Source organism: Sphingobacterium sp. JUb20 (assembly GCF_004342035.1).
GTDB lineage: Bacteria > Bacteroidota > Bacteroidia > Sphingobacteriales > Sphingobacteriaceae > Sphingobacterium > Sphingobacterium anhuiense.
The window spans coordinates 163,367-190,010 of the sequence record NZ_SLYV01000010.1 but is presented as its reverse complement, the minus strand read 5'-3'; the positions used below and the strand labels follow the sequence as shown (position 1 = coordinate 190,010).

Genomic DNA, 26,644 nt, shown 5'->3' with positions numbered 1-26,644 from the left:
AGAACTTAAACTAAATACTATAATTATGAATTCAAGAAGAGATTTTCTCAAAAATTTGGGTTTAACGGCTGCCGGAGTGGCCTTAATGCCGAGCTTAGATTTGCTGGCAGCACCTAAAAACTGGTTCGATATTTCATTAGCTGAGTGGTCATTGCACAAAACATTATTTAAGGGAGATCTTAAAAATATCGATTTTCCTGAATTAGCGGCAAAAAAATTCGGAATTTATGGAGTTGAATACGTGAATGCTTTTTTTAAGGATAAAGCACAAGATATGACGTATTTGAAAGATCTTAATAATCGCGCTAAAGACAATGGTGTTCGTAACGTTTTGATTATGATCGATGGCGAGGGTAATTTAGGGGATGAAGATGCTACTAAACGTAAGCAAGCTGTTGAGAATCACTATAAATGGATTGATGCGGCAAACTTTTTGGGATGTCACGCAGTACGTGTAAATGCCGCTGGTAAAGGTACTCCAGAAGAAGTTAAAAAAGCTGTAGTAGAAAGTTTATCTACTTTGGCTGATTATGGTAAAAAATCAAAAATAAGTGTTATCGTTGAAAATCATGGTGGTATTTCATCACATGGCGATTGGTTAGCAGATACTTTAAAAACTGTAGGTAAAAAGAATTGTGGAAGTTTACCTGATTTGGGTAATTTTTATGAGTATGATCGTTATCAAGGTGTTCAGGATTTAATGCCGTATGCCAAAGGGGTGAGTGCTAAAACACATGATTTTGATGCAAATGGTAATGAAACTCAAATTGATTACGCACGCATGCTTAAAATAGTAAAAGATGCTAAATTTAAAGGTTATATCGGTATCGAATACGAAGGAAGCAATATCAGTGAAGAAGCAGGTATTTTTGCTTCAAAAAAATTATTGGAGCGTTTACGTCCAACAATTTAATACTTAAGTATAATAGCGTACAAAACTTTTAGATAGCTGAAACCCTTTATTTATGCATTTGCATAAATAAAGGGTTTTTTATTGAATTTAAATCTCTATTAGACTTATCTGCGGGAATGATTATTTTTCTAAGCTGTGAAGAAACTGCGTGTCATTGTATTACTTTAAGACCATTTAGTATCTTTCTCATGTCGCTAGCATGTTGAAGTATGACTTTTAAATGCTTAAGATAAGGCAAAAACAGTTTTATGAAAAATTCGATTGTTTATACGGCAACTGAATTAAATTAGTATTTTGCAACTCCTTATTTAAAGAAAAACAAATATTAAAACAAACCAAAAATATGAGTCAGGTAAAAGATGATGCTCTTGCCACGCATTTGCATCAGCTGCAAGTAGAAAACATTTTAGTAAAAGGTCATCCAGCGGGTTTATTTGTTTTATTTTTTACTGAAATGTGGGAACGTTTCAGTTATTACGGTATGCGCGCTTTGCTGACAATTTTCTTAATTAGTGAAATTTCAAGTGGGGGATGGGGATGGACGAATGCTGAAGCGATGAAGCTGTATGGTCTTTATACTGGTTTTGTGTTTTTAACTCCGCTCATCGGAGGAGTAATTGCTGATCGCCTGCTTGGATATAAAAATGCAATTTTAATTGGTGCCTTAACGATGACCATAGGTCACGCTTCCATGGCGTTGGAAGGAATAAATTCTAATTTTTTCTTTCTAGGATTAGTACTTATGATTTTAGGTAATGGAATGTTTAAACCCAATATTGCTTCGATGGTTGGAAAATTATATCCCGATTCTAGTAGTAAGAAAGATGCCGGTTACACTATTTTTTATATGGGTATCAACGGTGGTGCATTTTTGGGTATGATGTTATGCGGTTATATCGGGGAGAAAGTTGGTTGGCACTTTGGTTTTGGCTTAGCAGGTGTTTTCATGTTCTTGGGTATGTTGCAATTTTATTTTGCTCAAAAGATATTTGGAATTATAGGCGATTCGCCCCAATTGCAACAAGTTGATCCAGTAAAAGAAATAGATGACCCTAATGAGTTAAAAACACCTGCACATGTAACCCGTGACCGATTAATTGTTATAGGTATTTTTATGTTTGCGAGTATTATTTTTCATTTAGCTTTCGAGCAAGCTGGAGGATCAATGACAATTTTTGCAAAGAATTACACTCAACGTGTTCTCGAGGGAAATACTGCGGTCATTTTTAAATGGGTCGATGCGGCTTTGACGGTATTTCCAATACTCGTCGTTTCCGCCGTTTTATTTGCGTTAGCAAAAAAGATCTGGTCCAAGTATCCACTTATTGTCATATGTTCGGCACTTTCATTTTTAATTATCTGGATACTTTGCGGTTGGAAATTATTTAGGGAATTCAATTCGTTGAGTTCTGAAGTTACTGTCTCTTGGTTTCCAATGCTAAACTCGTTTTTTATCATCACTTTAGCGACCTCTTTTAGTCGTATCTGGGAAAGAGTTTGGAATCCTTCGGGGCCTATAAAGCTTGCTTTAGGTTTAGCAATTGTTGGTTTAAGTTTTGCAGCGTTGGCCTATGGCAGTTTAGCTATCCCTCAAGGGGCTAAAACAGCTTCAGTGAGTATGATCTGGTTGGTATTGGCTTATTTTCTTCAGACAGTTGGAGAGCTCTGTTTATCACCAGTTGGTCTTTCTTATGTAAGTAAATTATCGCCTCAGAAAGTCATTGGTCTTCTATTTGGTATCTGGTATTGCGGAAATGCGATTGCCAATTTTATAGGAGGTTTTATAGGTTCTTACATAGATGATATTACGGCAACACACTCTATGTCTTATTTCTTTGGTATGTTTACCGTTGTTTCTTTTATATTTGCCTTAATATTGGTTTTGTGTAGTTCGGGGATTAAGAAAATGATGCACGGTATTCATTAATCCATAACTTTTTGTTAATTTGCTAAAATTTTAAACTTAGATAACCCTATTAATATATTATATGTATCAAGAAAGAGATGAAGCTCTTGTTATCCATTTGAAAAAACAAGGTGTGGACGATAAGATGGTAATTGGACATCCTGCGGGATTATTTGTCCTATTTTTTACCGAAATGTGGGAACGTTTTAGTTATTATGGCATGCGTGCTTTACTGACATTATTCTTAATCAGTTCTCTTGCTGATGAAGGATGGGGATGGAGTAATGAGGAAGCCATGAAGCTTTATGGACTTTATACTGGTTTGGTTTATTTGACACCATTAATTGGTGGAATGATAGCTGATAAGTTGACTGGATTTAAAAAAGCAATTTTAATTGGTGCATTGATTATGACCATGGGCCATTTATCTATGGCTTTTGAAGGGATAAACCAAAATTTCTTTTACGTTGGCCTTGGTTTAATGATTCTTGGTAATGGTATGTTCAAACCAAATATTTCCTCCATGGTTGGAAATCTTTATCCAGATGCTAGTGCTAAGAAAGATGCGGGATACACGATATTCTATATGGGTATTAATGCGGGATCTTTTCTTGGTATGTTACTCTGTGGTTATATTGGAGAGAAGGTTGGCTGGCACTACGGATTTGGTTTAGCTGGTGTTTTTATGTTTTTTGGAATGTTGCAATTCTACTTTGCCCAGAAGATTTTTGGTGTCATTGGTGAGTCTCCAAAAGCTACCAAAGCTTTTCATGACCAAAAGATAAAAAATCACGAAGAAGAACCTGAAGAAGTGATTCCTGCTCATGTTGTAAGAGACCGATTGATCGTAATTGCTATATTAATGATTGCGAGTATCGTTTTCTTTTTAGCATTTGAACAAGCGGGTGGATCAATGTCTATTTTTGCTAAGGATTATACACAACGTGTTCTTTCGGGAAACACAGCTACTACTTTTAAATGGATAGATACCATTTTAACCATTGCACCGATGGTTATTGTTAGTGTTGTCTTGTTTGCATTAGCAAAACGTATCTATAAGCAATACCCATTAACTATTATATTTACAGGAATTTCATTTGCAGTTATCTGGTGTTTAGGTTTATGGAAAGTTTTTAGAGAATTTGGCGCTACAGAAACAGAAGTAGCTGCTTCATGGTTCCAAATCTTGAATGCTTTTTTTATCATTTCATTAGCAAATTCATTTAGTAAGTTTTGGGAAAAGGTATGGAATCCATCAGGTCCAGTGAAATTTGCGTTAGGACTTGCTTTGGTAGGTGTCGGTTTTGCCGCTTTAGCTTACGGAGCGAGTGAAATACCTCAGGGAGCTAAGACTGCAACTGTGAGTATGATCTGGTTGATTATTGCTTATTTCTTTCACTCTACAGGAGAATTATGCTTATCGCCAGTTGGTCTATCTTATGTAAGTAAGCTATCTCCTAAGAAATTATTAGGTCTATTGTTTGGATTTTGGTTCTGTGCATCTGCAATCGCTAATTTTATAGGTGGTTACTTAGGTTCATATATTGATAAAATTACTGCTGAACATTCTATGTCATACTTCTTTATGATTTTTGCCATTGTTCCAGCAGCTACAGCTTTAATTTTATTAATTCTAAACCCAGTGTTAAAGAAAATGATGCACGGTATCAATTAATCTGTGCTCATTATATAATATTTAGAAGAGGCGTTTCAGTAGAGACGTCTCTTTTTGTTTTTAAATGATGCCTTATAATAGAGATAATACAATTATTCAGTAAAAAATGCGATTGTTTTTTGTTTCTTTGTAGACTGTTAATACATTTTTTTAATACGCATAAATAGATTTAAATTATTGATATGAGTCAAGCATCTAAGGCTTCATTTTCAGGAGGGACGACTTCTGATTTTTATAAATCAAATGTTTTAGGACAACGATCGGGATTATTTGTCCTATTCTTTACCGAAATGTGGGAACGATTTTCGTTCTACGGTATGCGGGTATTGTTGATCCAGTTTTTGACTGCTGCAGTTCTAAAAGGAGGCTGGGCATGGAGTGCAGAACAAGCCGGTGCATTATACGGTACATATGCGATGATGCTGTATTTAACTCCAATTTTGGGTGGTATTATTGCCGACAAATATATTGGATCACGTAAAGCTGTAATTATTGGATCTATTATCATGACAATCGGTCATGCTTCAATGGCATTTGATACACAGATGATGTTTTTTATTGGTTTAGCCTGTTTGGTGATCGGTACAGGTTTCTTTAAGCCTAATATGCCATCCATATTAGGTGAAATGTATAAGGATCTACCTGAAAAGAAAGATGGCGCTTATACGATCTTTTATATGGGGGTCAATGCAGGGGCATTTTTTGGTATGATGCTTTGTGGTTATATTGCTGAAACACAAGGATGGCACTGGGGTTTTGGTTTAGCCGGAATTTTTATGCTTTTAGGGACATTACAATTTGTGTTTGCTAAACCTTTGATGGGTAATCTAGGGATATTAGGTAAAGCGAAAGACTTAAGTGCTGAAGATAAATTGTTAGAAGATGCTGACAAAAGAAATCCTTTTACTTCTCTTGATTACATCTTAATAGCTATTATCTCGATCATAGGATTTTTATATGCTTTTAATGATCCATTGTCTAAAAATGGTATTATAGATATGTTTAGTGCATTGGACTTACCTTTCCTGAGAGGTCAATACCTGATGATCTTTATTGCTTTAGTTCTTTTCATCTATTTAATTGCATCTCGTATAGGACGATATGATAAAGTTGTAAGGGATAGAATGATAGCTGTGGTATTTCTAGCATTCTTTTTAATATTCTTCTTTATGAGTTTTGAGCAGGGAGCTACTTCATTGGTTATAGTTGCTCGGGATTATATCGATAGAAGTTTAACTGGTGCTGCTTTGACTACTTTTAATATTGTAAATGCGTTATTAACGATTGTTCCTTTGGGACTTATATCTTGGGTATTAATCAAGTTAGCAAAAGCGACATGGAATAAAATTGCTTTATCTAATATCATTTTGATTATTTGTTTTGTACTTATTTGGGGTGCAGCAATCTGGATGTTGAAAAATGAGTTTTCTAAAGAAGCTTCGGAGATTACTGTTTCTTGGTTCTCAACATTAAATTCCTTTTTTATTATTGCTTTAGCTTCAACGGTTTCTAAACTATGGGAGTCTAAGTATAATCCTTCTGCCGCGATGAAATATGGTTACGGTTTAATTTTAGTAGCGATTGGATTTTTGGTCATTGGTTTAGGCTCATGGGGAATTGGTGAAGGTGTTAAAATCTCCATGATTTTTCTAATTCTTACTTATTTATTCCACACTTTGGGTGAGTTATTTATCTCTCCGGTAGGTCTTTCTTATGTTTCGAAACTTGTACCGGGCCGTATGCTGGCTTTTATGTTTGGTATCTGGTATTTAGCTATTGCGATTGCGCAAAAAGTTGCTGCCGTATTAGGTGGACAAGTGGAGACTATTCAGCAGGAATATTCCTTAAGTCACTTCTTCTTTTTGTTTACTGCTATTCCAGCAGCAGCAGGTTTGTTAGTAATGGTATTTAATCCTATTATTAAAAAATTGATGCACGGTGTTAAATAATGAAATCTGATAGAGCTTCCTAAAAAGGAAGCTCTTTTTAATAATAATCGAAATGTCAAAACAAGGACAACAAACATTAGAACAGGTTCAACATTTTGAAGGAAAATATCCAAAGCAGATTTGGAGTTTATTTTTCTCGGAAATGTGGGAACGCTTTTGCTTTTACGGTATGCGGGGTATGCTGGTTTTCTTTATGATCACGCAGCTTAATTTTGCAGAAAAGGAAGCAAATTTGCAATACGGAGCGACTCAGGCTTTTGTATATGCTTTTACTTTTATCGGTGGTTTATTTGCTGATAAAATATTAGGATTTAGAAAATCTCTTTTTTGGGGTGGTACTTTGATGATTGTAGGTAGTGCATTATTAGCAACAGATCCACATCAATTTTTCTTCTTCGGATTAGCATTTATCATTATCGGGACGGGTTTTTTTAAGCCAAATATTTCAACAATGGTTGGTGAATTATATCGCTCGGATGATAATCGAAGAGATGCGGGATTTTCATTATTCTATGCTGGGATTAACTTAGGTGCATTCCTAGGTGGGTACATTTGTGTTGCAATTGGAAAGGGGTATATGCTAGCTTCAGTAATTGATGAGGCACATCGTTGGAATGTTGCTTTTGGTCTAGCTGCTATTGGTATGCTGATCAGTCTCATTAATTTTCATTTTACCAAGTTTCACTTAGGACCTATCGGTTTAAAGCCAGGACATCCAGATGCTATTGTTAAAGTTAAGGCATTACCTAAGTGGGCAGAATATGCTGTTTATCTAGCGACTTTATTATTAATACCGTTAGTGCAGGTGATGGTTTCTAAAACGGAGTATACGGATATTTTTATGTACCTAATCGGTCCATTGACATTAATATACTTGTTCTATGAAATGACAAAATTGAATAGGGTCGAAAGAAATAAATTGATTGCCGCTTTGGTCTTTATCTTATTTTCTATCATTTTTTGGGGAATTTACGAACAGAGTGGTGGTTCATTGAGCATTTTTGCAGCAAAGAATTTGAATGACTCCATGTTAGGTGGATTATTTCATTTAGATCCTAATGGCGTTAATAATTCGGGAGGAGCATTTTTCATTATTATTTTGGCTCCAATTTTTGGACTATTATGGATTTGGCTGTCGAAAAGAAAGATGGAACCGAATACTATTATTAAATTTGGTTTAGGATTTATTTTTCTAGGTTTAGGTTATTACGTATTATTTGGAACTAAATTTTTCGCACAGGATGGAATCGCATCTTTAGATATCTTTACGTTAGCGCTTTTAGTGATCACTGTTGGTGAATTGTGTTTATCGCCTATTGGTTTATCTATTATGACTAAACTGTCGCCAGGGAAGCTGCAGGGCATTATGATGGGGATGTGGTTTTTAGCTAGTGCTTATGGTCAATATGTAGCGGGTTTAATAGGAGCTAGTATGGCTGAAGCTCGAGAAGGTGATTCTTTGGCGGATAAATTAATCACATATACGGATAGCTATAAGCAACTGGGGGTTTATTCATTAATAGCCGGGGTGGTTTTAATTGCTTTATCACCATTGGTGAAGAAATTAATGGGGGGAGTGAAATGATCTACTTCTCCATAATTTTGTGAAATAATAAAAAAGCTCGATAATTTATTATCGAGCTTTTTTATTATTTCTGATCGTAGATCCATTTAAATTTATATTCCGTTTCTGGAACCTTCATTCTGTCTGCTAATCTAAGTAAGCGATCTGGTAATCTCATTAGATAATCTCTCGCTTTTTCTCCTTTTTCATTTAAACCGGTCACTTGATCAATTTTCCAATCAGCATTTAATTCTTTTAATATATCAACATAATCAATTGCTGTATAGATATTGAGACGTTGTGCTGCATCAGAAAAGTGCGCAAATGCTTCCCCTTGTGGTTCTCCAGACTCTCTTAAGAATTGAGCAGGCATAACAATTTTCTTACGCATCATATCTTCAAAAGCAATCATTACTTCACTAGGGTCAACGACTAATGCATGGGATATAAATGACATATATGCTTTGGCATGACGTGCTTCATCTGAAGCAATAACACCGCACATTTTTGCTAATAATTTATCACCGCTCTTTTTGGAGAGACCTGCGACGCGGCGGTGAGAAACATTGGTTGCTAATTCTTGGAAAGATGTGTAAATAAAGTTACGGTAAGGGTCTGCCCCGGTACCAATATCAAAACCATCTTTTATTAAATATTGTGTTGAGATCTCGAATTGACGCATATCAATTCTTCCTGATAAATATAGATACTTGTTCAGAAGATCACCATGACGATTTTCTTCAGCAGTCCAAGCACGTACCCATCTCATCCAGCCACCTTGTTCATTTTTCTCTACATCCTCAACCATGGTTAACCACGATTCGTATGTAGGTAACGCTTCTTCTGTAATCGTATCACCAACTAATACAGCAACTAAATCATATGGAAGTTCTCTTGCACTCTCTTGTAAATCTCTAATTTCTTCAAAAAATGTATCTCTAGAAGCATCTGGTAGAAAATCTGCAGGTTGCCACATTTCGTCTACAGGCTTTAAATAATCGCTCATCTCGTTAAGCATGAACGGTTCCAAATAGCTCATAACTTCTTTTCGTGAGCCTTCGGGTAAATTTAGAGGTAATTCTTGCATATCAATACAAAGATAATTAAATAGGTTCAATATTAATTGTATTAGAAAAAAGATTATACGTTTATGTGATAAAAATCAAGTATAGAGGTGGATTAAAAAATTGGGACAAATGTACCGCTATATTTAAAAAGTAGATAACGAAGACATTTTTTCGCTAAAATACTGTTAACTTTGCTCATATCATGGAGCAAAACAAATTGAAAGATTTCGATGTAAGTAAGATAAGAGCAGACTTTCCAATACTTAAAAGGGAAGTCAATGGAAAGCCTTTAGTTTATTTAGATAATGGAGCGACGACTCAAAAGCCGCAGTCTGTTATTGATGCAATAACTCATTATTATTCAGATATGAATAGTAATGTTCACCGAGGAGTTCATTATTTAAGTCAAATTTCCACGGACGCTTTTGAAGTGACTAGAAGGAATATTCAGTCTTTTATAAATGCTAAGCATGAGCATGAAGTCATTATCACTACAGGTACTACCCATAGTATTAATATAATTGCGACTTGTTTTGGTAAAGCGAATATTGGTTCTGGTGATGAGATCATTATTTCTGCAATGGAGCATCATTCGAACATAGTTCCTTGGCAGATGATCTGTGAAGAGAAAGGTGCTATTTTAAAGGTTATTCCTATGAATGAGCAGGGGGAACTGGATATCGAAGCTTATAAAGGGTTGTTCTCTGAAAAAACTAAGATTGCTTCTTTTACTTATGTTTCAAATTCATTAGGTACGATCAATCCTATTAAAGAGATGATTGCTATAGCACATGAACATCATGTTCCTGTTTTATTAGATGCAGCTCAAGCTATTCAACATATAAAAATTGATGTACAAGATCTAGATGTCGATTTTCTTGCTTTTTCTGGACATAAAATGTATGGCCCTACGGGTATTGGAGTTTTATATGGAAAAGAGGATGCTTTGAATGCTATCCCTCCTTACCAGGGTGGGGGAGATATGATTAAAGAAGTGACTTTTGAGAAGACAACGTATAATGAATTACCATTTAAGTTTGAGGCGGGGACACCAAATATTGAAGCAGGTATTTGTTTAAATGCTGCTATTGAGTACATTAATGCTATCGGTATTGATGAGATTGCTTCTTATGAGGAAGAATTATTGACTTACGCACAAGAGCAATTGGAAACTGTACCAGGAATCCGTTTTATTGGTACAGCGGCTCATAAGAGTTCGGTAATCTCTTTTCTGATTGATGGTACTCACCCTTATGATGTTGGGGTTATTTTAGATAAGTTAGGAATTGCAGTTCGTACAGGACATCATTGTGCGCAGCCGGTTATGGACAAATTCGGTATTCCAGGTACAATAAGGGCTTCATTTGCCTTGTACAATACGAAACAAGAGGTGGATACTTTAGTTGCTGGTCTAAAGAGGGCTGCAAATATGTTAGTTTAAAAAATATAAATAGTAATGACTATTAACGAAATACAAGATGAGTTAATTGAGGATTTTTCTTTTTTTACAGATTGGATGGAGAAATATGAATATATCATTCAATTAGGAAAGGAAGTTCCATTAATAAGTGAAGAACATAAAAAAGATGATTACATCATTAAAGGATGCCAATCGAAAGTTTGGTTATTTCCTGAAGTGAAAGATGGAAAAGTTTATTTCACTGCTGATAGTGATGCAATCATTACAAAAGGCTTGGTGAGTTTGATGGTAAAGGTTTTGTCTGGTCATACAGCAAAAGAAATTGTGGATGCTGATTTATATTTTATTAATCAGATCGGTCTTAATGAACATCTTTCGCCGACTCGTGCCAATGGATTGCTATCCATGGTGAAACAAATGAAATTGTACGCCTTGGCTTTGCAGGCAAGAGCGTAAATAAATTAGAACACTATTAGGTTAAGGGTTTAAGTTTTATTAAATAAAAAATCCCGATGAGAATTATTCTCATCGGGATTTTCTATTTAATAGCTTTTATTTGTTATTAAACTTCTAATAACAAACGAGCAGGATCCTCTAATAACTGTTTTACACGTACTAAGAAGCTTACAGACTCACGACCATCAATCACGCGGTGATCATATGAAAGTGCGATATACATCATTGGACGGATAACGACTTGACCATTCTCTGCAACTGGACGTTGGATGATGTTGTGCATACCTAGGATAGCAGATTGTGGAGCATTGATAATCGGAGTTGACATCATTGAACCAAATACGCCACCGTTCGTAATTGTAAATGTACCACCAGTCATTTCGTCGATCGTTAATTTGTTGTCACGTGCTTTTACAGCTAATGCGCCAATTCCTTTTTCGATTTCATGTAATGACATTGACTCTGCATTTCTAAGAACAGGAACTACTAATCCTTTAGGAGCAGAAACTGCGATTGAAATATCTGCAAAATCGGAATATACTAATTCATTTTCTTCAATTCTAGCGTTTACTGCAGGCCATTCTTTTAATGCTGTTGTAACAGCCTTAGTGAAGAATGACATGAAGCCTAGACCTACACCATGCTTTTCTTTGAAGGTATCTTTGTATTTAGCACGTAGATCCATGATCGGTTGCATGTTAACTTCATTGAAAGTTGTTAACATTGCTGTTTCATTTTTAACAGAAACTAAGCGTTTCGCAATTGTTTTACGCAATGAAGTCATTTTTTCACGACGTTCGTTACGTGAACCAGCTACAGCAACTGGAGCAGCAGCCTTTGGTGCTTCTTTAGCAGGAGCAGCTGCTTTAGGAGCTACTTGTGCTTTTTCAGCATCTTCTTTTGTAATACGGCCTTCTTTACCTGTACCCTTAATAGTAGCAGGATCAATTCCTTTTTCTCTTAAAATTTTAGCGGCAGCAGGGGAAGCAGTTCCAGCAGCATAAGAATCAGGATTCTCATCAGCAACATTAGCTGTTGCAGCAGGAGTGCTAGCTTTTTCTTCAGAAGCAGCAGCTGCAGGTTTTGCATCACCAGCAGGAGCACCACCTTCTTCGATAGTACATACTACAGCACCAATTTCTAAAGTATCACCTTCTTGAGCAATGATTCTTAAAATACCTGCTTTTTCTGCTGGTAATTCAAAAGTTGCTTTATCAGATTCCAATTCAGCGATGTTTTCGTCCATTTCGACGTAATCGCCATCTTGTTTCAACCATTGTGACAAGGTTACCTCAGTAATGGATTCACCTACGGTTGGTACTTTAATTTCTAAGCTCATATATAATGTTCTTTACAGACAATTGCGTCTTTTTGATAAAAGACGCAATTGGATAAAAATTGTTTTTATTCGAATGATTTATTTAAAATGCTAGCTTGTTGTGCTACGTGCTGTTTCATATAGCCAGTAGCAGTACTACCGCTTTCCTTACGTGCTACAAATCCAGTGAATGCAATTTCAGTATTCATTAGTTTACGACAGTAGTAAGACCAAGCTCCCATGTTTTCGTTTTCTTCTTGAACCCAAATAAATTCTTTTGCTTTGTTGTATTTTTTACGGATAGCTTTCAACTGTTCCTCAGGAATAGGGAATAATTGTTCTAACCTCACAATTGCAATATCTTTACGTTTATCAGCTTCTTGTTTTTCTAATAAATCGTAGTATACTTTACCAGAGCAGAACAACACACGTTTTACATCTTTTGCATTTACATTTGCATCGTCAATTACCTCTTGGAAAGTGCTGGTCGTAAAATCTTTCAATGAAGAAACAACTTTAGGGTGGCGCAACAACGATTTTGGAGTAAACGCTACTAATGGTTTGCGGAATTCACGAACTTGTTGACGGCGTAATAAATGGAAGTAATTTGCAGGTGTTGTACAGTTTGCTAAGATCAAGTTTTCGTCCGCACAAAGCTCTAAGAATCTTTCGATACGAGCTGAAGAGTGCTCAGGACCTTGACCTTCCATACCGTGAGGTAATAACATTACTAAACCATTAGAACGTTTCCATTTCGTTTCTGCAGATGATAAATACTGATCCACAATAATCTGTGCACCATTGTAGAAATCTCCAAATTGTGCTTCCCAAATTGTTAATGCATGTGGGTTAGCTGAAGCATAACCATATTCGAAACCTAATACTGCATACTCAGAAAGTAGGGAGTTGTAGATTGAGAATTTATCTCCACCATTGATATTTGCTAATGGTGTGTAAGTTTCTTCTGAATTTTCTAATGTTAATACAGCATGTCTGTGAGAGAATGTACCACGTTGTACATCTTGACCAGAAATACGTACGCGGCTTCCTTCATTTAATAATGTAGCATAAGCCATTAATTCGCCCATTGCCCAATCGTAAGAATCTTTTTCAATCATCTTTGCACGATCTTCGAATAAGCGAGAGATTTTACGGAAGAAGCTTTTATCTTTAGGAAGTGTTGTAATTTCTTTTGCTAACTGTAAGAATGTTTTATCCGATACATTAGTTTTTACAGGTTTGAAAGACTCACCTTTTTTAGCGGGACGAAGACCTTTCCAAGCGCCTGAGAACATTGGAGTTTCTTCTGTTAAGTTAACAACTTCTTTTGATTCTTCTAATTTCTCTTGTAGAATTGCTTTGAAGTCTTTTTCTATTTTTTTAGAATAAGCTTCATCTATACTACCTTCTTCGATTAATTTTTTAGCATAAACTTCCTTTGGATTAGGATGTTTTTCGATCAATTTGTAGAGTAATGGTTGCGTGAACTTAGGTTCATCAGCCTCATTATGACCAAATCTTCTGTAACATAATAAATCAATGAAAACGTCAGTTTTATATTTTTGACGGTATTCAACTGCCAATTTAATGGCATATACTAAAGCTTCAGCATCATCACCATTCACGTGGAACACAGGTGAAGAAGTAATTTTTGCAACATCTGTACAGTATGTACCTGAACGGGCGTCTTTATAATTTGTTGTGAAACCAATTTGGTTGTTAATGACAATGTGGATTGTACCACCTGTTTTATAACCATCCAATTTGGACATCTGTGTTACTTCATATACAACACCTTGACCAGCGATAGCAGCATCACCATGAATAGCAATAGGAGCGATTTTAGAAGAATCGCCTTCATATTTCATGTCAATTTTTGAACGAACTAAACCTTCAACAATTGGATCTACGGTTTCTAAGTGAGATGGGTTTGGAGCTAAACTCAAATGGATTGTTTTACCGTCATCTGTTTTAACATCTGTTGAATAGCCTAAGTGATATTTTACGTCACCACCAAAGTTAATTTCAGGGTCTTCGGCATAAGTTTTACCTTCAAATTCTGAAAAAACAGTTTTGTAAGGTTTACCCATGATATTTGTTAGTACATTTAAACGGCCACGGTGAGCCATTCCGATTACAAATTCTTGGATACCTAATTCAGAACCTTTTTCGATAACAGCATCTAAAGCTGGAATTAAACTTTCTGCACCTTCTAAAGAGAAACGTTTTTGACCTAAGAATTTTGTTCCTAAGAAACTTTCAAAAGCAACTGCATGGTTTAATTTGTCTAAGATTCTTTTTTTGATGTCTAAAGAATAGGTAGGCTTGTTACGATCAGCCTCCATACGATCTTGTAGCCATTTAATTTTTTCCGGGTTACGGATGTATTTGAATTCTGCACCAATTGAGCGACAATAAGTATCTTCAATTAATTGTCTAATATCTTTTAATTTGGCAGGACCTAAGCCAACTTCTACACCAGCATTAAAGATTGTGCTCATGTCAGCTTCAGAAAGACCAAATGTCTCTAATTCTTTTCCAGGATAATATTTGCGACGTTCACGTACCGGATTTGTTTGCGTAAATAAATGACCACGGTCTCTGTAGCCATTAATCATGTTCAAGACATTAATCTCTTTTAAAACATGATCTGGTGTTGCATCTCCAGAAACACCAACACTTTCGCCAGCATTTTGACCAAAGTCAAAACCTTCAAAAAATTTTTGCCATCCAAAATCTACGGATTCTGGATCTTGTTTGTACGCTTGATATAAGCCGTCGATATAGCTCGAATCAGCGTTACTCAAATATGTAAGTTTGTCCATCTATTTGAAAAAATATGAATGTGTCAAAGTTAGGAATAAAAATAGAGTTTTAGGTACTGTGATTGATTATTTTAGTAACGAATTTCAATTTTAATCTTGTTTTTATTGTGAATAAAAATTTGACTCTATATGATGATTTGTTATTTAATTATTCAAATAAGCCATTTTATTATTAACCCCAATAATCCTCTGGTTCTTGAATTCCTTTTGGATAATGTGTATTAATTAACTTTTGCCAATCTATTGGTGTATTATCTTTTTCACTTGTGCCGACCCCTGCTATATGCGACCAATTGCCATAGTTGGTTGCGGGACTGTAGTCGAATATATTTTGTTCAAACCAATATGCGCCTTTTAGCCAATTAATATTATATTCTTGCACAAGAAAGCTCGATACAATAATTCTAGCAAAGTAAGGGAGGTATCCTGTTTTTTGGAGTAAGATCATGCTTTGATTAACAAAATCATTTTCTGTTTCTCCAAATCTCCATTTATCAAAGAGTAATTGATCATTTTTACTCATTATTTGTTCTTTTTTAAATCCTTTCTCCTTAAAGAAAACATTTGGATATTTTTTTAACATGAATCTGAAATAGTCTCTCCAGAGTAACATATCTATGATTTTGTCAAAACGTTTGTTTTTCTTACCGTTTTCCCTTTTCTTAATTTCATGATATAGGTTTATCGGCGATAATGAGCCAAGAGCTATAAAAGGAGATAGTAATGTATAGTCATGTTCTGACCCTCTAGGATCATCCAGTACAGCCTGCATCATCTCAAGTGCTAGATCTTCTCCACCTTCGATGAATTTGTTTTTAACAAGTTCTATTTCTTCTTTGCTATAACCTAACTCTTCCAAAGTAGGTAGAGCTGTTTTTTCGAGATGAGGGGCTGTTACAAAATTAGTAGGGTAATCTGCTGATCTTCTTACAAAACTTTCCCGTTCTATTTTCTTTTTGAATGTTGCAAATGAATTTGGTATATCACGGATTGGAAAAGGTAAATCTTCCTTATGATAGAGGGTGTGACCGATGATATGCTTTAAATTAATTTTACTTTTCCAGAGTTCTCCTTCTACTTTTTCGGATATTGTAGTTTCTCTGTTAGCAACTTCACGATGATGATAGACTTCATCGACCTCATATTTTTGTGCAATGCGAGGAATAATATCTTCAGGATAGCCGACAAAAGTAATCAAATCACTTCCTAAGGACTGTAATTTTTCTTTGAGGGCTTTAACTGTTTCTAGTTGGAAAGCAGCTCTTATAACATTTGTATTTAAGAAGTCGTATTGGTTTTTAGCATAATATCTGGGATCAAAACAAAAGATAGGGATGATAAAGGAACTTTTTGAGGATGCTTCTAAAAACACTTCATTGTCATGAAGCCTCAAATCATTTCTAAACCAGATCAACGCGGCCCTTTTTTCCATACAGATATAATTTTTTTGTATTATTTTCCTCGAAAAAGCTTATAGGAAGTACAAATATATAAGGTTATTGTTTGTTTTATGGACATTATTTACATATTGACAATAAAAGGACAATAATTGTAAGTGTAAAAAAATGGTGGTAATTAAACCTTAGTGTTTTTTATTTGTTTAATCTCTAATTAAAGAAATTTGAATGGTTCATTCATGGAAGTATTAATTACTGGTTTAAACACGTATTTGGGTAGAAGGGCTGTCAGTCATCTAAATTCTGAGGAATTTAGAGTCACTGGATTGGTTCGTAATTTGGAACTTTTTAATAAACGATTAAATGAACCTGTAACCGCAGATTTAATTGAAATTGATTTATTTAAAACAAATACTTTGAGTAAAAATTTCTCTCTAGGAAATTTGCAGTTAGGGATTTACTTTACTCAGGTTCCGGGTTTGAATGACCAATTAAATATGCAAATGGAGCTTATTTCACTTCGAAATTTTATTCAAGTTTGCAAGGAAAACATGTGCAATAGAATTGTTTATGTTGCACAGTTGATGGATTCGTTCTACATTGACGCCATTCAGAGTTTATTTGAGGAACATCGAGTTAAATATACGGTTGTCCTTAAATGTAGTGCAGTAGGGAAGGGGACTATTATTAGTGATATATTCGGTCGCTTGGCCAAGAGTAAATTTATTCCTTACTGGAAGCTTATCGGCGATTTAAAATTTAAGCCTATCCCGCTATTGGATGTTTATCGTTGGATTAGGACAATTCCCTGGGAAGATAATTTTATTGGTGAGGTAATTTATTTGGGCGGGGAGGAGTCTTTAAACTATAAACAGCTTTTTAATCAATATATGGAAGTTTACCATCCTGATCGTGAGTATAAAACATTTTCGATCAAGAAATGGTTGGTAAAATTGGTATACACTCGTTTTTATCGAATTCATGAAGAGAATTTTGATGAATTTAGGAGAGTGATGAAATATGAAGCTGAAGTTGATAATACCAGCTGGTCTAGAAAAGTGCACTTCACTTTCACCACAATTAATCGTTGCTTTTTGCTTGATCAATAAATCAAGGTAAGTATTTTTAAAACTTTTTCCTCCCAATTATTCTGTTAATTTTGTAATAGAACAATAGAATGGAGCTATATGGGATATAGAAGTTTAGCGGAGTGTGTTAGCGATTTAGAGCAACATGGACATTTGATCCGAATTAAGGAAGAGGTAGATCCTTATTTAGAAATGGCAGCCATTCACATGCGTGTTTTCGACGTAGAGGGACCGGCTTTGTATTTTGAAAATATAAAAGGCACAGATTTTCCTGCAGTTTCTAATTTATTCGGGACTTTAGACCGTTCTAAATTTATGTTTAGGGATACATTAGATCATATTAAAAAGCTGGTTGATGTCAAGATGGACCCTACCGCAGTTTTAAAAAATCCGTTTAAATATTTAAGCTCTTCGGCTGTCGCATTAGGAGCTCTTCCTTGGAAAAAGAAATCTAATGCGCCTATTTTGTATGGTAAAACTGAAATTAGCAAATTGCCTCAAGTGGTAAATTGGCCTATGGACGGTGGTGCATTTGTAACCATGCCTCAAGTTTATACAGAGGATATTACTAAGCCGGGTATCATGCAGGCAAATCTAGGGATGTATCGTATACAACTCTCTGGTAATGATTATATTCAAGATAAAGAAATAGGACTTCATTATCAATTACATAGAGGTATTGGTATTCATCAACAAAAAGCAAATCAATTAGGGAAACCTTTGAAAGTTAGTATTTTTATCGGAGGGCCTCCTTCACATCCTCTCTCAGCAGTAATGCCCTTACCTGAAGGGTTGTCAGAAATGATTTTTGCCGGGGCTCTAGGAAATCGTCGATTTCGTTATTTTTATGATCATGAGGGATTTTGTATTTCAGCAGATGCTGATTTTGTGATAACAGGAACTGTGTATCCTAATGAAAATAAGCCTGAAGGTCCTTTTGGTGATCATATCGGTTATTATAGTTTAACCCATCCTTTTCCTTTAATGAAAGTTCATAATGTGTATCATAAAAAAGATCCGATTTGGTCTTTTACCGTTGTTGGTCGCCCTCCACAGGAAGATACAAGTTTTGGTAATTTGATTCATGAAATTACAGGTGCCGCAATTCCTAAGGAAATTAATGGTCTGCAGGCTGTTCATGCTGTTGATGCCGCTGGTGTGCATCCTTTATTGTTTGCTATAGGAAGAGAAAGCTACACGCCGTATCAAAAAGTGGATAGACCGCAGGAGATCTTGACGATAGCCAGCCAGGCATTGGGTAAAAATCAACTGAGTTTAGCGAAGTACTTATTTATTGCAGCGATTGAAGATGATCCTGATCTTAATATTTATGATGTTGCAGGTTTTTTGCGTCATATGTTAGAAAGAATTGATCTTTCAAGAGATTTACATTTTCATACTAATACGACTATAGATACTCTCGATTATTCTGGTGATGGACTTAATGCCGGCTCTAAAGTTATTTTTGCAGCCGCAGGTTCAAAGAAAAGAATATTGAGTAATGAAATTCCTTTGGGATTATCGGTTCCTCGTCCTTTCAATCATGTTAAGATGGCGATGCCGGGTATCCTTGTTGTCGATGGTGCTGCATTTACATCTTATGAGCAAGAGGAAGTGATTTTGAAGGATTGGTGTGATGGAATGAAAGACGTTGATTTTACGGGGATACAGATGGTTGTTTTAGCTGATGACGCATCTTTTACTGCTGCAAATGAAAACAATTTTGTATGGGTAACCTTTACAAGATCGAATCCAGCATATGATATTTATGGTGTCAATAGCTTTACAAAATATAAACATTGGGGTTGTTATGGACCGGTTATTATCGATGCAAGACGTAAGCCGCACCATGCTCCTGACTTAATTAAAGATCCTGCTGTTGAAAAAAGAGTAGACGCAATGGGAGCAAAGGGGGGATCATTACACGGTATAATTTAGTGATCAAATATAACTTTTAATAGTTTTCGTCAAGGAGAGGGTATAAATAGGATTATTTATGCCCTCTTTTTTATTGCTCATATAAATAATATTCAATTACAATTTTCAGTAGTTTTATTACCACCACTTGAAACTAGGTTTCAATAAACAAATAATTGTTACGATGATGATCTCAAAGTCCGTACTAGTCCGTGAAACTCCGTACTTGTCCGTGAAAGTGCAGACACCATTTGACATTGACTCGTTAAAGATAGTATATTCCTAGGGCAGTGTTTTGGAAATAATTTGTTATTTCTTCGCTGTATATTCAACTTTGTTTAGGTAGGGAGCTAAACTATAGTCAAAAGCATCTCGAGCAAATGTTGAATCATATACGTTCAAGTCCCGAAAGTTTTACGAACAATGCTCAAATAGAATTCATAGACCTATTTCCCTTTTAAAAAATCAGTTATACCGTTATTTAATTCTTTACCTACTGTTTATTGTTTTTTATGCGCTCTTTTTGTACCCTCAGTAAGCTTTGTTTACAAAGTTTACAAATTTGCTGCCAATCCATTACGAGGATCAAGATTTTTATTTGAGATTGGGAGTTTTAAGAGATTATATTTTAGGAATATTTTTTTCACCTAAAAGGGGGATGATATTCTAGTAATCTGTTTTTATTAGCTTGCTTGTATTTGTTGTTTTTTAGAGAATTCAATTTCGTTAAACGGAACGCTTCTAAATAGAAGTGAGATTGCGTAAAGTTAGTTCATTATCTCTAGTTTTGTATAGAAAACACATTAATAAAATAGATATGTCGAAGACGAAACTTACAATTAATAATAACGGATCAGTAAAAATTGAAGGCGATTTTGAAATCGTTGATAGAAATGGTGACACTTATGGTTTGCAGGGAAGAACAGTACTTTCGATTTGTCGTTGTGGATTATCCAAAAATAAACCTTTTTGCGATGGTGCTCACAATGGTCATTTTGAACATGAGGCTATTGCCTTTGATCTTCCTCCAAAGAAAGCATAGCCACTTCTGTAAGCAAATTTGATTACGAAATTAAAATAAATAATACCCATTTTGATGTCATTATGATGTCTAAATGGGTTTTTTGTTTTAATCTGAAATTGCTATTTTATGCATTTAAAATGAAAAGTCATTGCATAAAAAAACCTTCATCAAATGATGAAGGTTTTAGCGGAGAGCGAGGGATTCGAACCCCCGGACCTATGACAGTCAACAGTTTTCAAGACTGCCGCATTCGACCACTCTGCCAGCTCTCCGTCACAAAAGTACAAATTTTAAGCTCAATACCAAATTTATTTTGGCATTTAAAGCTGTTTTAATGTATTGTGAGCTGTATCATCCTGTTTTTTAGTTACTTTTATTTTGATTTTTTTCTTTAAATCTTTATCCCTAGTTTGCAATCATGGAGAAGGATTATACTTTATTACGATCGTCGTTAATGTCATCATGTAAATTACATGTTGAGGATCGCATTGCAAACTTAGAACTGGCATTGAAATCGGCTCACGAGGCAAGTACTGATGATACTAAAAGTAGTGCGGGTGATAAATATGAAACTACGCGCGAAATGATGCAACAGGATATCGCGAGATGTCAAATGCAGTTGGCAGAAGCAAAAAAGGATGAATTAATATTAACGGGGCTTCTTGAACCTAATCATTTGGATTTTGTACAGAATGGAAGTATAGTGGAAACAAATTTGGGTATTTATTTTATTGCAATTAGCATTGGTGTTGTGAAAATCGATCATGATAAGGTGTTTGTAATATCTAATCAATCGCCAATCGGAAAGTTGCTTTTACGAAAGAAAGTTGGGGAATCATTTGTCTTCAATAATGTAGAACAACGTCTACTTTCTATTAATTAGTTTGGGGATCGAAACTATTTACTCTGATAATTGTTTAGATTTAAGTGTCTATATTGGATGATTTAGGCTTTAAAAAAAATAAAAAACTGTGATTATGGAGTTAAAAAGAGTATTCCCAATGTTAATGATGGCGGGCACTTTAGCTGTTGCAATGCCTTCCTGTAAATCTAAAGTTTCTGATGCTGATTTAAAAGCTAAAGTAGAAACGGTGATTACTAGCCATCAAGGTATAACGACATCGGTTAAGGATGGTGTCGTTACTTTGGAAGGTTTCGCATCTTCAGATGCAGAGAAGGCTCAGATTGAAACTGACGTCAAAGCTGCTGATAAGTCTATCAAGTCTGTTGTGAATAATATTATCGTGCAAGCTGTTCCTCCGGCAGAGATTTCTGTTAATACTGTGGATGAATCATTAGCTAAAGGTATTGTTGATGCTACAAAAGATTTTCCAACTGTGCAGGCTACTGTTAAAGATGGAGTTATTTCAGTAACTGGAACTATTGAAAAAGCAAAGTTAGTAACACTAAAACAAGCTTTGGATAATTTACATCCCAAAAAAGTTGATCTGAGTGCGGTTGTCACTAAATAACTAATTCAAAAAACGAATATCATGGCTTTAGAAGAAAAATATAAAGTATTATTGGATACTGCGAGATCATCTGGTATTAATGATTTAAATTATGCCGAGCAGGATGGCGTATTGCAAATTAGGGGTACTGCCCCTTCTGCAGATGTTAAGAATAAATTATGGGAAATATATGGAAATATAGACCCAAATTTTGCAACAGGAGATGTGGTTATGGATGTAGAAGTAGCTACTGAGGTTCCAGGAAGTGAGGTCAGGGTTATTACTGATAGTTCAAATCTGAACATTCGTAAAGGACCTGGTACTGATCAGCCAATCGTTGGAAAAGCTGCAAAGGATGAAATCATCACATTGATTAGTAAAGCTAATGACCAGTGGTGGTTAGTTCGGACAAAAGATAATGAAGAGGGGTATTGTTTTGCACAGTATCTACAGACAGTTTAAGTCTTTCTTAACCTTTAATAGAGCCTAAAATTATATTATTTTAGGCTCTGTTCGTTTTATAAGGTTGTAGCGGGACCTTGACAATTAGGGTAGTTGTAATAACAAATTTCAATATCATTTGAAACATTGTTATCTTTGAGCTTTTGAGCAATTTCTTAATTATATTATGCGAAATTTAGTGCTTGTATATTTTTTGTTTATACTTTCTTTTTCATCTTGTCAAACAGATCCGCCCACATTTGGTGATATTTTAGCAAAGTCATTTGATCAAGAGATATTTAAAGATTTTGATAGTACGGCATATTTCTCTGCTATTGAGAAAGAATTAAAAGGTGATAACTCTCGTTTGTTTAACCCGAAATGGATGCGTGTATTAGCAGATTCCTCTCGTGGTTTTACCTGGATACCTAATCAGTTGTTTACGGGTGGTACAGATACTTTATTGTACTATCTAGAAAGATCTGAAGAACATGGTATTGATCCCTCAATTTTTCATACTGTAGAAATTAGCCGTGCTTTGAATCGGCTAAAAAGTAAGCAAATAACGGATTTAAATGAGGCTTACCAATTGTTGGCGAAAGTGGAAGTTCTTTCTTCAGATGCTTTGGTTGCCTATTTGAACGTATTGGAAAACGGTATTGTAAATCCTAAAAAACTTTACGGAAGGTATTTTGTCGGGCATAAACGATATTCGTTAGATAAGGCAAAGCACTTGTTGGATAGTGCTTTAAATGTTTCGGAGGTTGTGAACCATGCTCAACCTACAAATTCGATTTATAGAAAATTTCAGCATCTGTTGCTTGAAGGAGATCTTAATAAGGAAGAACGTGTCAAAGTTTTGATGACCATGGAACGGTTGCGGTGGATGGGGGAAGATTTTCCTGATAAATATGTCTTCGTGAATATTCCGGAAATGAAACTTCAGATGATCACAGCAGGGGCTGTTGAACAAACGATGAATGTTTGTGTGGGAGAGACTGAAAACAAAGCTTTTGCTAAAACAGGGGAAAATCACGAAACTCCTATGATGCGCGGTGTACTGGATAGAATGCAAGTTAATCCTGTATGGAATATACCTAAAAGTATTGTGAAAAAGGAACTGTTAAATAGTGTAAGAGCTAATCCAGGTTATCTTGAGAGTCGGAATATGGTGGTTTATAATCTAAAGGGGCAAATCGTTGATCCTTATACAATAAATTGGCAGGCAGATTCGGTAGAGAATTTTAAATTTAAGCAAAACCCTGGATTTGATAATTCATTAGGGAATATAAAGTTCATCTTTGCAAATCCTTATGCTATTTATCTTCACGATACTCCTGCTAAACAGAAATTTAAGGTGAGTAACCGTGCTTTGAGTCATGGATGTGTACGTGTAGAAGATCCTACCAGTTTAGCTGCTTTTTTAGTTAATAATGAGAAAGAGGCGGAAAAAATTGCAACAGAAATCAAAGATTCAGTTAATAATTCCAGATGGGTGAAAATGAAAGAGGGCATCCCTGTTTACCTATCTTATTACACGACTTGGTTAGATGAGGATAATAAAATTCAACAATTTCCTGATATCTATGGTTATGACGAACGATTGAAGGTGGCAATGAAGAAATATCTCAATTAATTTTTAGTATCCGAATAAAATAAAATCCCCTTTACTTTTGTAAAGGGGATTTTATTTTATTCGGATTTGCTTTTACTAGCTTTCTTTGTTTTTTTCTCAGCTCTTTTTTCTTTTAGCGTCTTTTCAGCTTTCTTTTTATCATTCTTTACCGCATTTTGTTCCTTTGCCATAACAGTTATGTTTAAGTGAATAATAATTCTTACTAAAGCTACTGATAATAAATAAGATTATTTCTGTCTTAACGTATTTAATTGTTTTTGAGATATAATAGTTTATTGGAATAGATATTGAAGTAAATATACATTGCACCATTGTTGAGATTAAACTTTGATCTTATATTTTAGTCTTAACGGGTGGTTTTTATAATTTAAGGACATGAAGAAACAATTTCTAGGTAAGGCTCTGGCTCTATTTGAAAGATTTAAAACACATAAAATTACGTCGGCGGATTTAGAGGAAGCTGAACAAAAGGCGAAAAATTTGGATGTTCGAAAGGAAGATTTTCAATTGTTGATAGCAATGTGTAAGGATACATTTTCGGGAAAATACAAAATGAATAAGTGGAATTTATCCGTTATCGTTGCGACTATAATATATGTGATATCGCCATTAGATGCTATTCCAGACGTTATTCCGGTGTTGGGATGGATAGATGATGTGACTATTATTGGATATGCTATCTCAAAACTCTCCGAAGAAATATTAAAATACAAGTTGTTTAGTAAACAATCTATTGTAGTCAAATCTTAGGTCTAAAATATATTCATTTTTACAAAGCCCTTGTTATTCTAAATTTCAAGGGCTTTATTTTTGAATTGCGATTTGTTTTTTTTTTAGCAAAAATATGTTTAAATCTATATCTTAATTTTAGCTGTTTAAATAATATTTAAATTAATTTGTAGTTATAATGTTCTTATTTTCAAAGCATTGTAAATGTGTAGTTTCAACAATAAGCTAAATTTTGTTTGTATCTATGTGTTATATTTAGCTAGATTTGAACAATATTTTAAAACAAAAGTATGACTTTATCAAAGATTAAACAGTTAGCTGCTTTGGGTATTCACCAGCCCAAGGAAGTATTTTGTCAATTGGATAGAAATGCTCTTATTGGACATGCTATTCAAAAAGGAGAAGCTTCATTGGCTGAAAATGGGGCTTTGAATATTTTGACCGGTAAATTTACGGGCAGATCTCCTAAGGATCGTTATCTCGTAAAGGATGAGATAACTGAAAACAGAGTTTTTTGGAATGAAGTTAACCAAGCAATTACTCCAGATGCATTTAATAAATTGTATGATTTGACTACTGAGTATCTATCGGCTAAGGAACTTTTTGTAAGAGATTGTCAGGTTGTATCGAGTGATGATTTATCGAAACATCTTTTAGTTGTCTCCACAAAAGCTACTCAGGATCTGTTTGCTTCCAATATGTTTATTGAAACAAACGGTATTGAATATACTGAGGTCGATTGGACTGTTCTTGTAGCTTCGGATCTTCAAGTTCCTAATTTTCAGGAGTTGGGTCTTAATGCTCCAAATTGTGTTGTTATTGATTTTAGTCGTTGTGTTGTCTTGGTCATTGGGACTGGTTATACTGGAGAAATTAAAAAAAGTATTTTTTCGATTTTGAATTTTATATTGCCCGTTGAGGATGGAGTTTTGTCCATGCATTGTTCTGCAAATGTTGGTAAAGATGGAGATACCGCTTTATTTTTTGGATTATCGGGTACGGGTAAAACGACACTTTCTGCGGATGTGAATCGTAATTTGGTTGGTGATGATGAACACGGCTGGTCTGACAATGGTGTGTTTAATTTTGAGGGTGGGTGCTACGCAAAGTGTTTAGGGTTAAATCCGCAACAAGAACCGGAGATCTGCGGAGCTATAAAATCGGGATCACTTTTGGAAAATATTAAATTTCACGAGGGTACAGCTGTTCCTAATTTTGAGGATGCAAGTATTACTGAGAATATGCGTGTTTCTTATCCTTTATCCTATATTTCTTCCTATAAAGATGTTAAATTGGTTGATGCACCTAATAATATATTTTTCTTGTCAGCGGATGCTTTTGGAGTTTTGCCTCCAATATCAAAGTTAACTATAGAACAGGCCATGTATTATTTTATCAATGGCTATACTGCAAAGGTTGCTGGTACTGAGATGGGTGTTTCAAAACCAACGGCTACATTTTCAGCTTGCTTCGGGCAGGCATTTATGCCATTACATCCTATGGAGTATGCTGAGTTATTAAGAGATCGATTAAAAAAGAATCCAGATACTAAGGTTTGGTTAGTCAATACTGGCTGGATCGGAGGACCTTTTGGTGTGGGTAGACGCATCAAGCTCGCTTATACGCGTAGTTTAATTCAGGCCGCATTATCAGGAGAACTGGAGGAATATCCTATGGAAGTGCATCCGATCTTTAATTTAAAGTATCCCACATTTTGTCAAGAAGTTCCAGAGCAGATTCTAGGAGCCAAGCAATTGTGGGGCAATGATGATGCCTATGATGAGCAGGCCATGGCTCTAAAATCACTTTTTGAGAATAACTTCAAAAAATATCAAGATACCTATTTTACTACCGTCTAATGTAAAGGC

At 35.1% G+C, this 26,644-nt stretch carries 20 protein-coding genes and 1 tRNA gene; 16 read left to right on the top strand and 5 right to left on the bottom strand.

The annotated features are described in order from the left end of the window. Positions 1–25: 25 nt before the first annotated feature. From EDF66_RS17790 to EDF66_RS17770, 5 genes are all read left to right on the top strand, one after another. Positions 26–913: a sugar phosphate isomerase/epimerase family protein gene (locus tag EDF66_RS17790; RefSeq protein ID WP_132772003.1), complete on the top strand. Its 888-nt coding sequence runs from the start codon at positions 26–28 to the stop codon at positions 911–913. Between the two features lie 343 nt (positions 914–1,256). Beyond that, a complete protein-coding gene (locus EDF66_RS17785) occupies positions 1,257–2,840 on the top strand; it encodes a peptide MFS transporter (RefSeq protein WP_132844047.1) in 1,584 nt (527 codons plus the stop codon). Between the two features lie 61 nt (positions 2,841–2,901). Beyond that, complete coding sequence (locus EDF66_RS17780; RefSeq protein WP_021189743.1) at positions 2,902–4,494, top strand: peptide MFS transporter; 1,593 nt, start codon at positions 2,902–2,904, stop codon at positions 4,492–4,494. Positions 4,495–4,676: 182 nt separating this feature from the next. Next, positions 4,677–6,443: a peptide MFS transporter gene (locus EDF66_RS17775; RefSeq protein WP_021189744.1), complete on the top strand. Its 1,767-nt coding sequence runs from the start codon at positions 4,677–4,679 to the stop codon at positions 6,441–6,443. A gap of 52 nt (positions 6,444–6,495) precedes the next feature. After that, positions 6,496–8,028 carry a peptide MFS transporter gene (locus tag EDF66_RS17770; protein ID WP_132844046.1) on the top strand — a complete coding sequence of 511 codons (1,533 nt, stop codon included), beginning with the start codon at positions 6,496–6,498 and terminating at the stop codon, positions 8,026–8,028. A gap of 64 nt (positions 8,029–8,092) precedes the next feature. Here EDF66_RS17770 and EDF66_RS17765 read toward each other — a convergent pair whose 3' ends face one another. Beyond that, positions 8,093–9,094, bottom strand: a complete 1,002-nt coding sequence (locus EDF66_RS17765) for an acyl-ACP desaturase (RefSeq protein ID WP_132771999.1) — start codon at positions 9,092–9,094, stop codon at positions 8,093–8,095. Positions 9,095–9,276: 182 nt separating this feature from the next. Here EDF66_RS17765 and EDF66_RS17760 point away from each other — a divergent pair, with 182 nt between their 5' ends. Together EDF66_RS17760 and EDF66_RS17755 are read left to right on the top strand one after the other, a co-directional pair. Continuing rightward, positions 9,277–10,515: a cysteine desulfurase gene (locus tag EDF66_RS17760; RefSeq protein ID WP_207898676.1), complete on the top strand. Its 1,239-nt coding sequence runs from the start codon at positions 9,277–9,279 to the stop codon at positions 10,513–10,515. Positions 10,516–10,530: 15 nt separating this feature from the next. Then, complete coding sequence (locus EDF66_RS17755) at positions 10,531–10,950, top strand: SufE family protein (protein WP_132844044.1); 420 nt, start codon at positions 10,531–10,533, stop codon at positions 10,948–10,950. A 106-nt stretch (positions 10,951–11,056) separates the two neighbouring features. On the opposite strand, the gene odhB is transcribed toward EDF66_RS17755, so the two are convergent. The 3 genes from odhB to EDF66_RS17740 all read right to left on the bottom strand — a co-directional run bounded on the left by odhB (position 11,057) and on the right by EDF66_RS17740 (position 16,525). Continuing rightward, positions 11,057–12,289 (bottom strand): 2-oxoglutarate dehydrogenase complex dihydrolipoyllysine-residue succinyltransferase, encoded by a 1,233-nt coding sequence (odhB, locus tag EDF66_RS17750; protein WP_021189746.1) that lies wholly within the window; start codon positions 12,287–12,289, stop codon positions 11,057–11,059. 65 nt (positions 12,290–12,354) lie between these two features. Then, the gene (locus EDF66_RS17745) at positions 12,355–15,093 is read right to left on the bottom strand and encodes a 2-oxoglutarate dehydrogenase E1 component (protein WP_132844043.1); all 2,739 of its coding nucleotides are present in this window, start codon (positions 15,091–15,093) and stop codon (positions 12,355–12,357) included. 172 nt (positions 15,094–15,265) lie between these two features. Then, positions 15,266–16,525: a deoxyribodipyrimidine photo-lyase gene (locus tag EDF66_RS17740; RefSeq protein ID WP_132844041.1), complete on the bottom strand. Its 1,260-nt coding sequence runs from the start codon at positions 16,523–16,525 to the stop codon at positions 15,266–15,268. Between the two features lie 204 nt (positions 16,526–16,729). On the opposite strand from EDF66_RS17740, the gene EDF66_RS17735 reads away from it, so the two are divergent. From EDF66_RS17735 to EDF66_RS17725, 3 genes are all read left to right on the top strand, one after another. Continuing rightward, positions 16,730–17,599 (top strand): hypothetical protein, encoded by an 870-nt coding sequence (locus EDF66_RS17735; RefSeq protein WP_021189748.1) that lies wholly within the window; start codon positions 16,730–16,732, stop codon positions 17,597–17,599. A gap of 78 nt (positions 17,600–17,677) precedes the next feature. Further along, complete coding sequence (locus EDF66_RS17730; RefSeq protein ID WP_132844040.1) at positions 17,678–19,516, top strand: UbiD family decarboxylase; 1,839 nt, start codon at positions 17,678–17,680, stop codon at positions 19,514–19,516. A 796-nt stretch (positions 19,517–20,312) separates the two neighbouring features. Then, positions 20,313–20,537, top strand: a complete 225-nt coding sequence (locus EDF66_RS17725) for a CDGSH iron-sulfur domain-containing protein (RefSeq protein ID WP_021189749.1) — start codon at positions 20,313–20,315, stop codon at positions 20,535–20,537. Positions 20,538–20,706: 169 nt separating this feature from the next. On the opposite strand, the gene EDF66_RS17720 is transcribed toward EDF66_RS17725, so the two are convergent. Then, positions 20,707–20,791: transfer RNA gene (locus EDF66_RS17720), tRNA-Ser, on the bottom strand. Between the two features lie 182 nt (positions 20,792–20,973). Here EDF66_RS17720 and EDF66_RS17715 point away from each other — a divergent pair. The 6 genes from EDF66_RS17715 (at position 20,974) to pckA (ending at position 26,635) form a co-directional block, all read left to right on the top strand. Beyond that, on the top strand, positions 20,974–21,402 hold the full coding sequence (locus EDF66_RS17715; RefSeq protein WP_037526077.1) for a GreA/GreB family elongation factor: 429 nt from the start codon (positions 20,974–20,976) through the stop codon (positions 21,400–21,402). 94 nt (positions 21,403–21,496) lie between these two features. After that, positions 21,497–21,991, top strand: coding sequence for a BON domain-containing protein (locus EDF66_RS17710; RefSeq protein WP_021189751.1), 495 nt, complete (start codon positions 21,497–21,499; stop codon positions 21,989–21,991). A 21-nt stretch (positions 21,992–22,012) separates the two neighbouring features. Next, positions 22,013–22,432: an SH3 domain-containing protein gene (locus tag EDF66_RS17705; protein WP_021189752.1), complete on the top strand. Its 420-nt coding sequence runs from the start codon at positions 22,013–22,015 to the stop codon at positions 22,430–22,432. Positions 22,433–22,598: 166 nt separating this feature from the next. Next, positions 22,599–24,047 carry a L,D-transpeptidase family protein gene (locus EDF66_RS17700; RefSeq protein WP_132771992.1) on the top strand — a complete coding sequence of 483 codons (1,449 nt, stop codon included), beginning with the start codon at positions 22,599–22,601 and terminating at the stop codon, positions 24,045–24,047. A gap of 375 nt (positions 24,048–24,422) precedes the next feature. After that, complete coding sequence (locus EDF66_RS17695) at positions 24,423–24,797, top strand: YkvA family protein (RefSeq protein ID WP_021189754.1); 375 nt, start codon at positions 24,423–24,425, stop codon at positions 24,795–24,797. A gap of 269 nt (positions 24,798–25,066) precedes the next feature. Next, entirely contained in the window at positions 25,067–26,635 is a 1,569-nt protein-coding gene (gene pckA, locus EDF66_RS17690; RefSeq protein ID WP_132844038.1) for a phosphoenolpyruvate carboxykinase (ATP), read from the top strand. Positions 26,636–26,644 lie beyond the last annotated feature (9 nt).

Bases quoted from the DNA above. Each gene is read 5' to 3' on its own strand.
- EDF66_RS17790 (WP_132772003.1), top strand. From the start codon at position 26: ATGAATTCAAGAAGAGATTTTCTCAAAAATTTGGGTTTAACGGCTGCC.
- EDF66_RS17785 (WP_132844047.1), top strand. From the start codon at position 1,257: ATGAGTCAGGTAAAAGATGATGCTCTTGCCACGCATTTGCATCAGCTG.
- EDF66_RS17780 (WP_021189743.1), top strand. From the start codon at position 2,902: ATGTATCAAGAAAGAGATGAAGCTCTTGTTATCCATTTGAAAAAACAA.
- EDF66_RS17775 (WP_021189744.1), top strand. From the start codon at position 4,677: ATGAGTCAAGCATCTAAGGCTTCATTTTCAGGAGGGACGACTTCTGAT.
- EDF66_RS17770 (WP_132844046.1), top strand. From the start codon at position 6,496: ATGTCAAAACAAGGACAACAAACATTAGAACAGGTTCAACATTTTGAA.
- EDF66_RS17765 (WP_132771999.1), bottom strand. From the start codon at position 9,094: ATGCAAGAATTACCTCTAAATTTACCCGAAGGCTCACGAAAAGAAGTT.
- EDF66_RS17760 (WP_207898676.1), top strand. From the start codon at position 9,277: ATGGAGCAAAACAAATTGAAAGATTTCGATGTAAGTAAGATAAGAGCA.
- EDF66_RS17755 (WP_132844044.1), top strand. From the start codon at position 10,531: ATGACTATTAACGAAATACAAGATGAGTTAATTGAGGATTTTTCTTTT.
- odhB (WP_021189746.1), bottom strand. From the start codon at position 12,289: ATGAGCTTAGAAATTAAAGTACCAACCGTAGGTGAATCCATTACTGAG.
- EDF66_RS17745 (WP_132844043.1), bottom strand. From the start codon at position 15,093: ATGGACAAACTTACATATTTGAGTAACGCTGATTCGAGCTATATCGAC.
- EDF66_RS17740 (WP_132844041.1), bottom strand. From the start codon at position 16,525: ATGGAAAAAAGGGCCGCGTTGATCTGGTTTAGAAATGATTTGAGGCTT.
- EDF66_RS17735 (WP_021189748.1), top strand. From the start codon at position 16,730: ATGGAAGTATTAATTACTGGTTTAAACACGTATTTGGGTAGAAGGGCT.
- EDF66_RS17730 (WP_132844040.1), top strand. From the start codon at position 17,678: ATGGGATATAGAAGTTTAGCGGAGTGTGTTAGCGATTTAGAGCAACAT.
- EDF66_RS17725 (WP_021189749.1), top strand. From the start codon at position 20,313: ATGTCGAAGACGAAACTTACAATTAATAATAACGGATCAGTAAAAATT.
- EDF66_RS17715 (WP_037526077.1), top strand. From the start codon at position 20,974: ATGTCATCATGTAAATTACATGTTGAGGATCGCATTGCAAACTTAGAA.
- EDF66_RS17710 (WP_021189751.1), top strand. From the start codon at position 21,497: ATGGAGTTAAAAAGAGTATTCCCAATGTTAATGATGGCGGGCACTTTA.
- EDF66_RS17705 (WP_021189752.1), top strand. From the start codon at position 22,013: ATGGCTTTAGAAGAAAAATATAAAGTATTATTGGATACTGCGAGATCA.
- EDF66_RS17700 (WP_132771992.1), top strand. From the start codon at position 22,599: ATGCGAAATTTAGTGCTTGTATATTTTTTGTTTATACTTTCTTTTTCA.
- EDF66_RS17695 (WP_021189754.1), top strand. From the start codon at position 24,423: ATGAAGAAACAATTTCTAGGTAAGGCTCTGGCTCTATTTGAAAGATTT.
- pckA (WP_132844038.1), top strand. From the start codon at position 25,067: ATGACTTTATCAAAGATTAAACAGTTAGCTGCTTTGGGTATTCACCAG.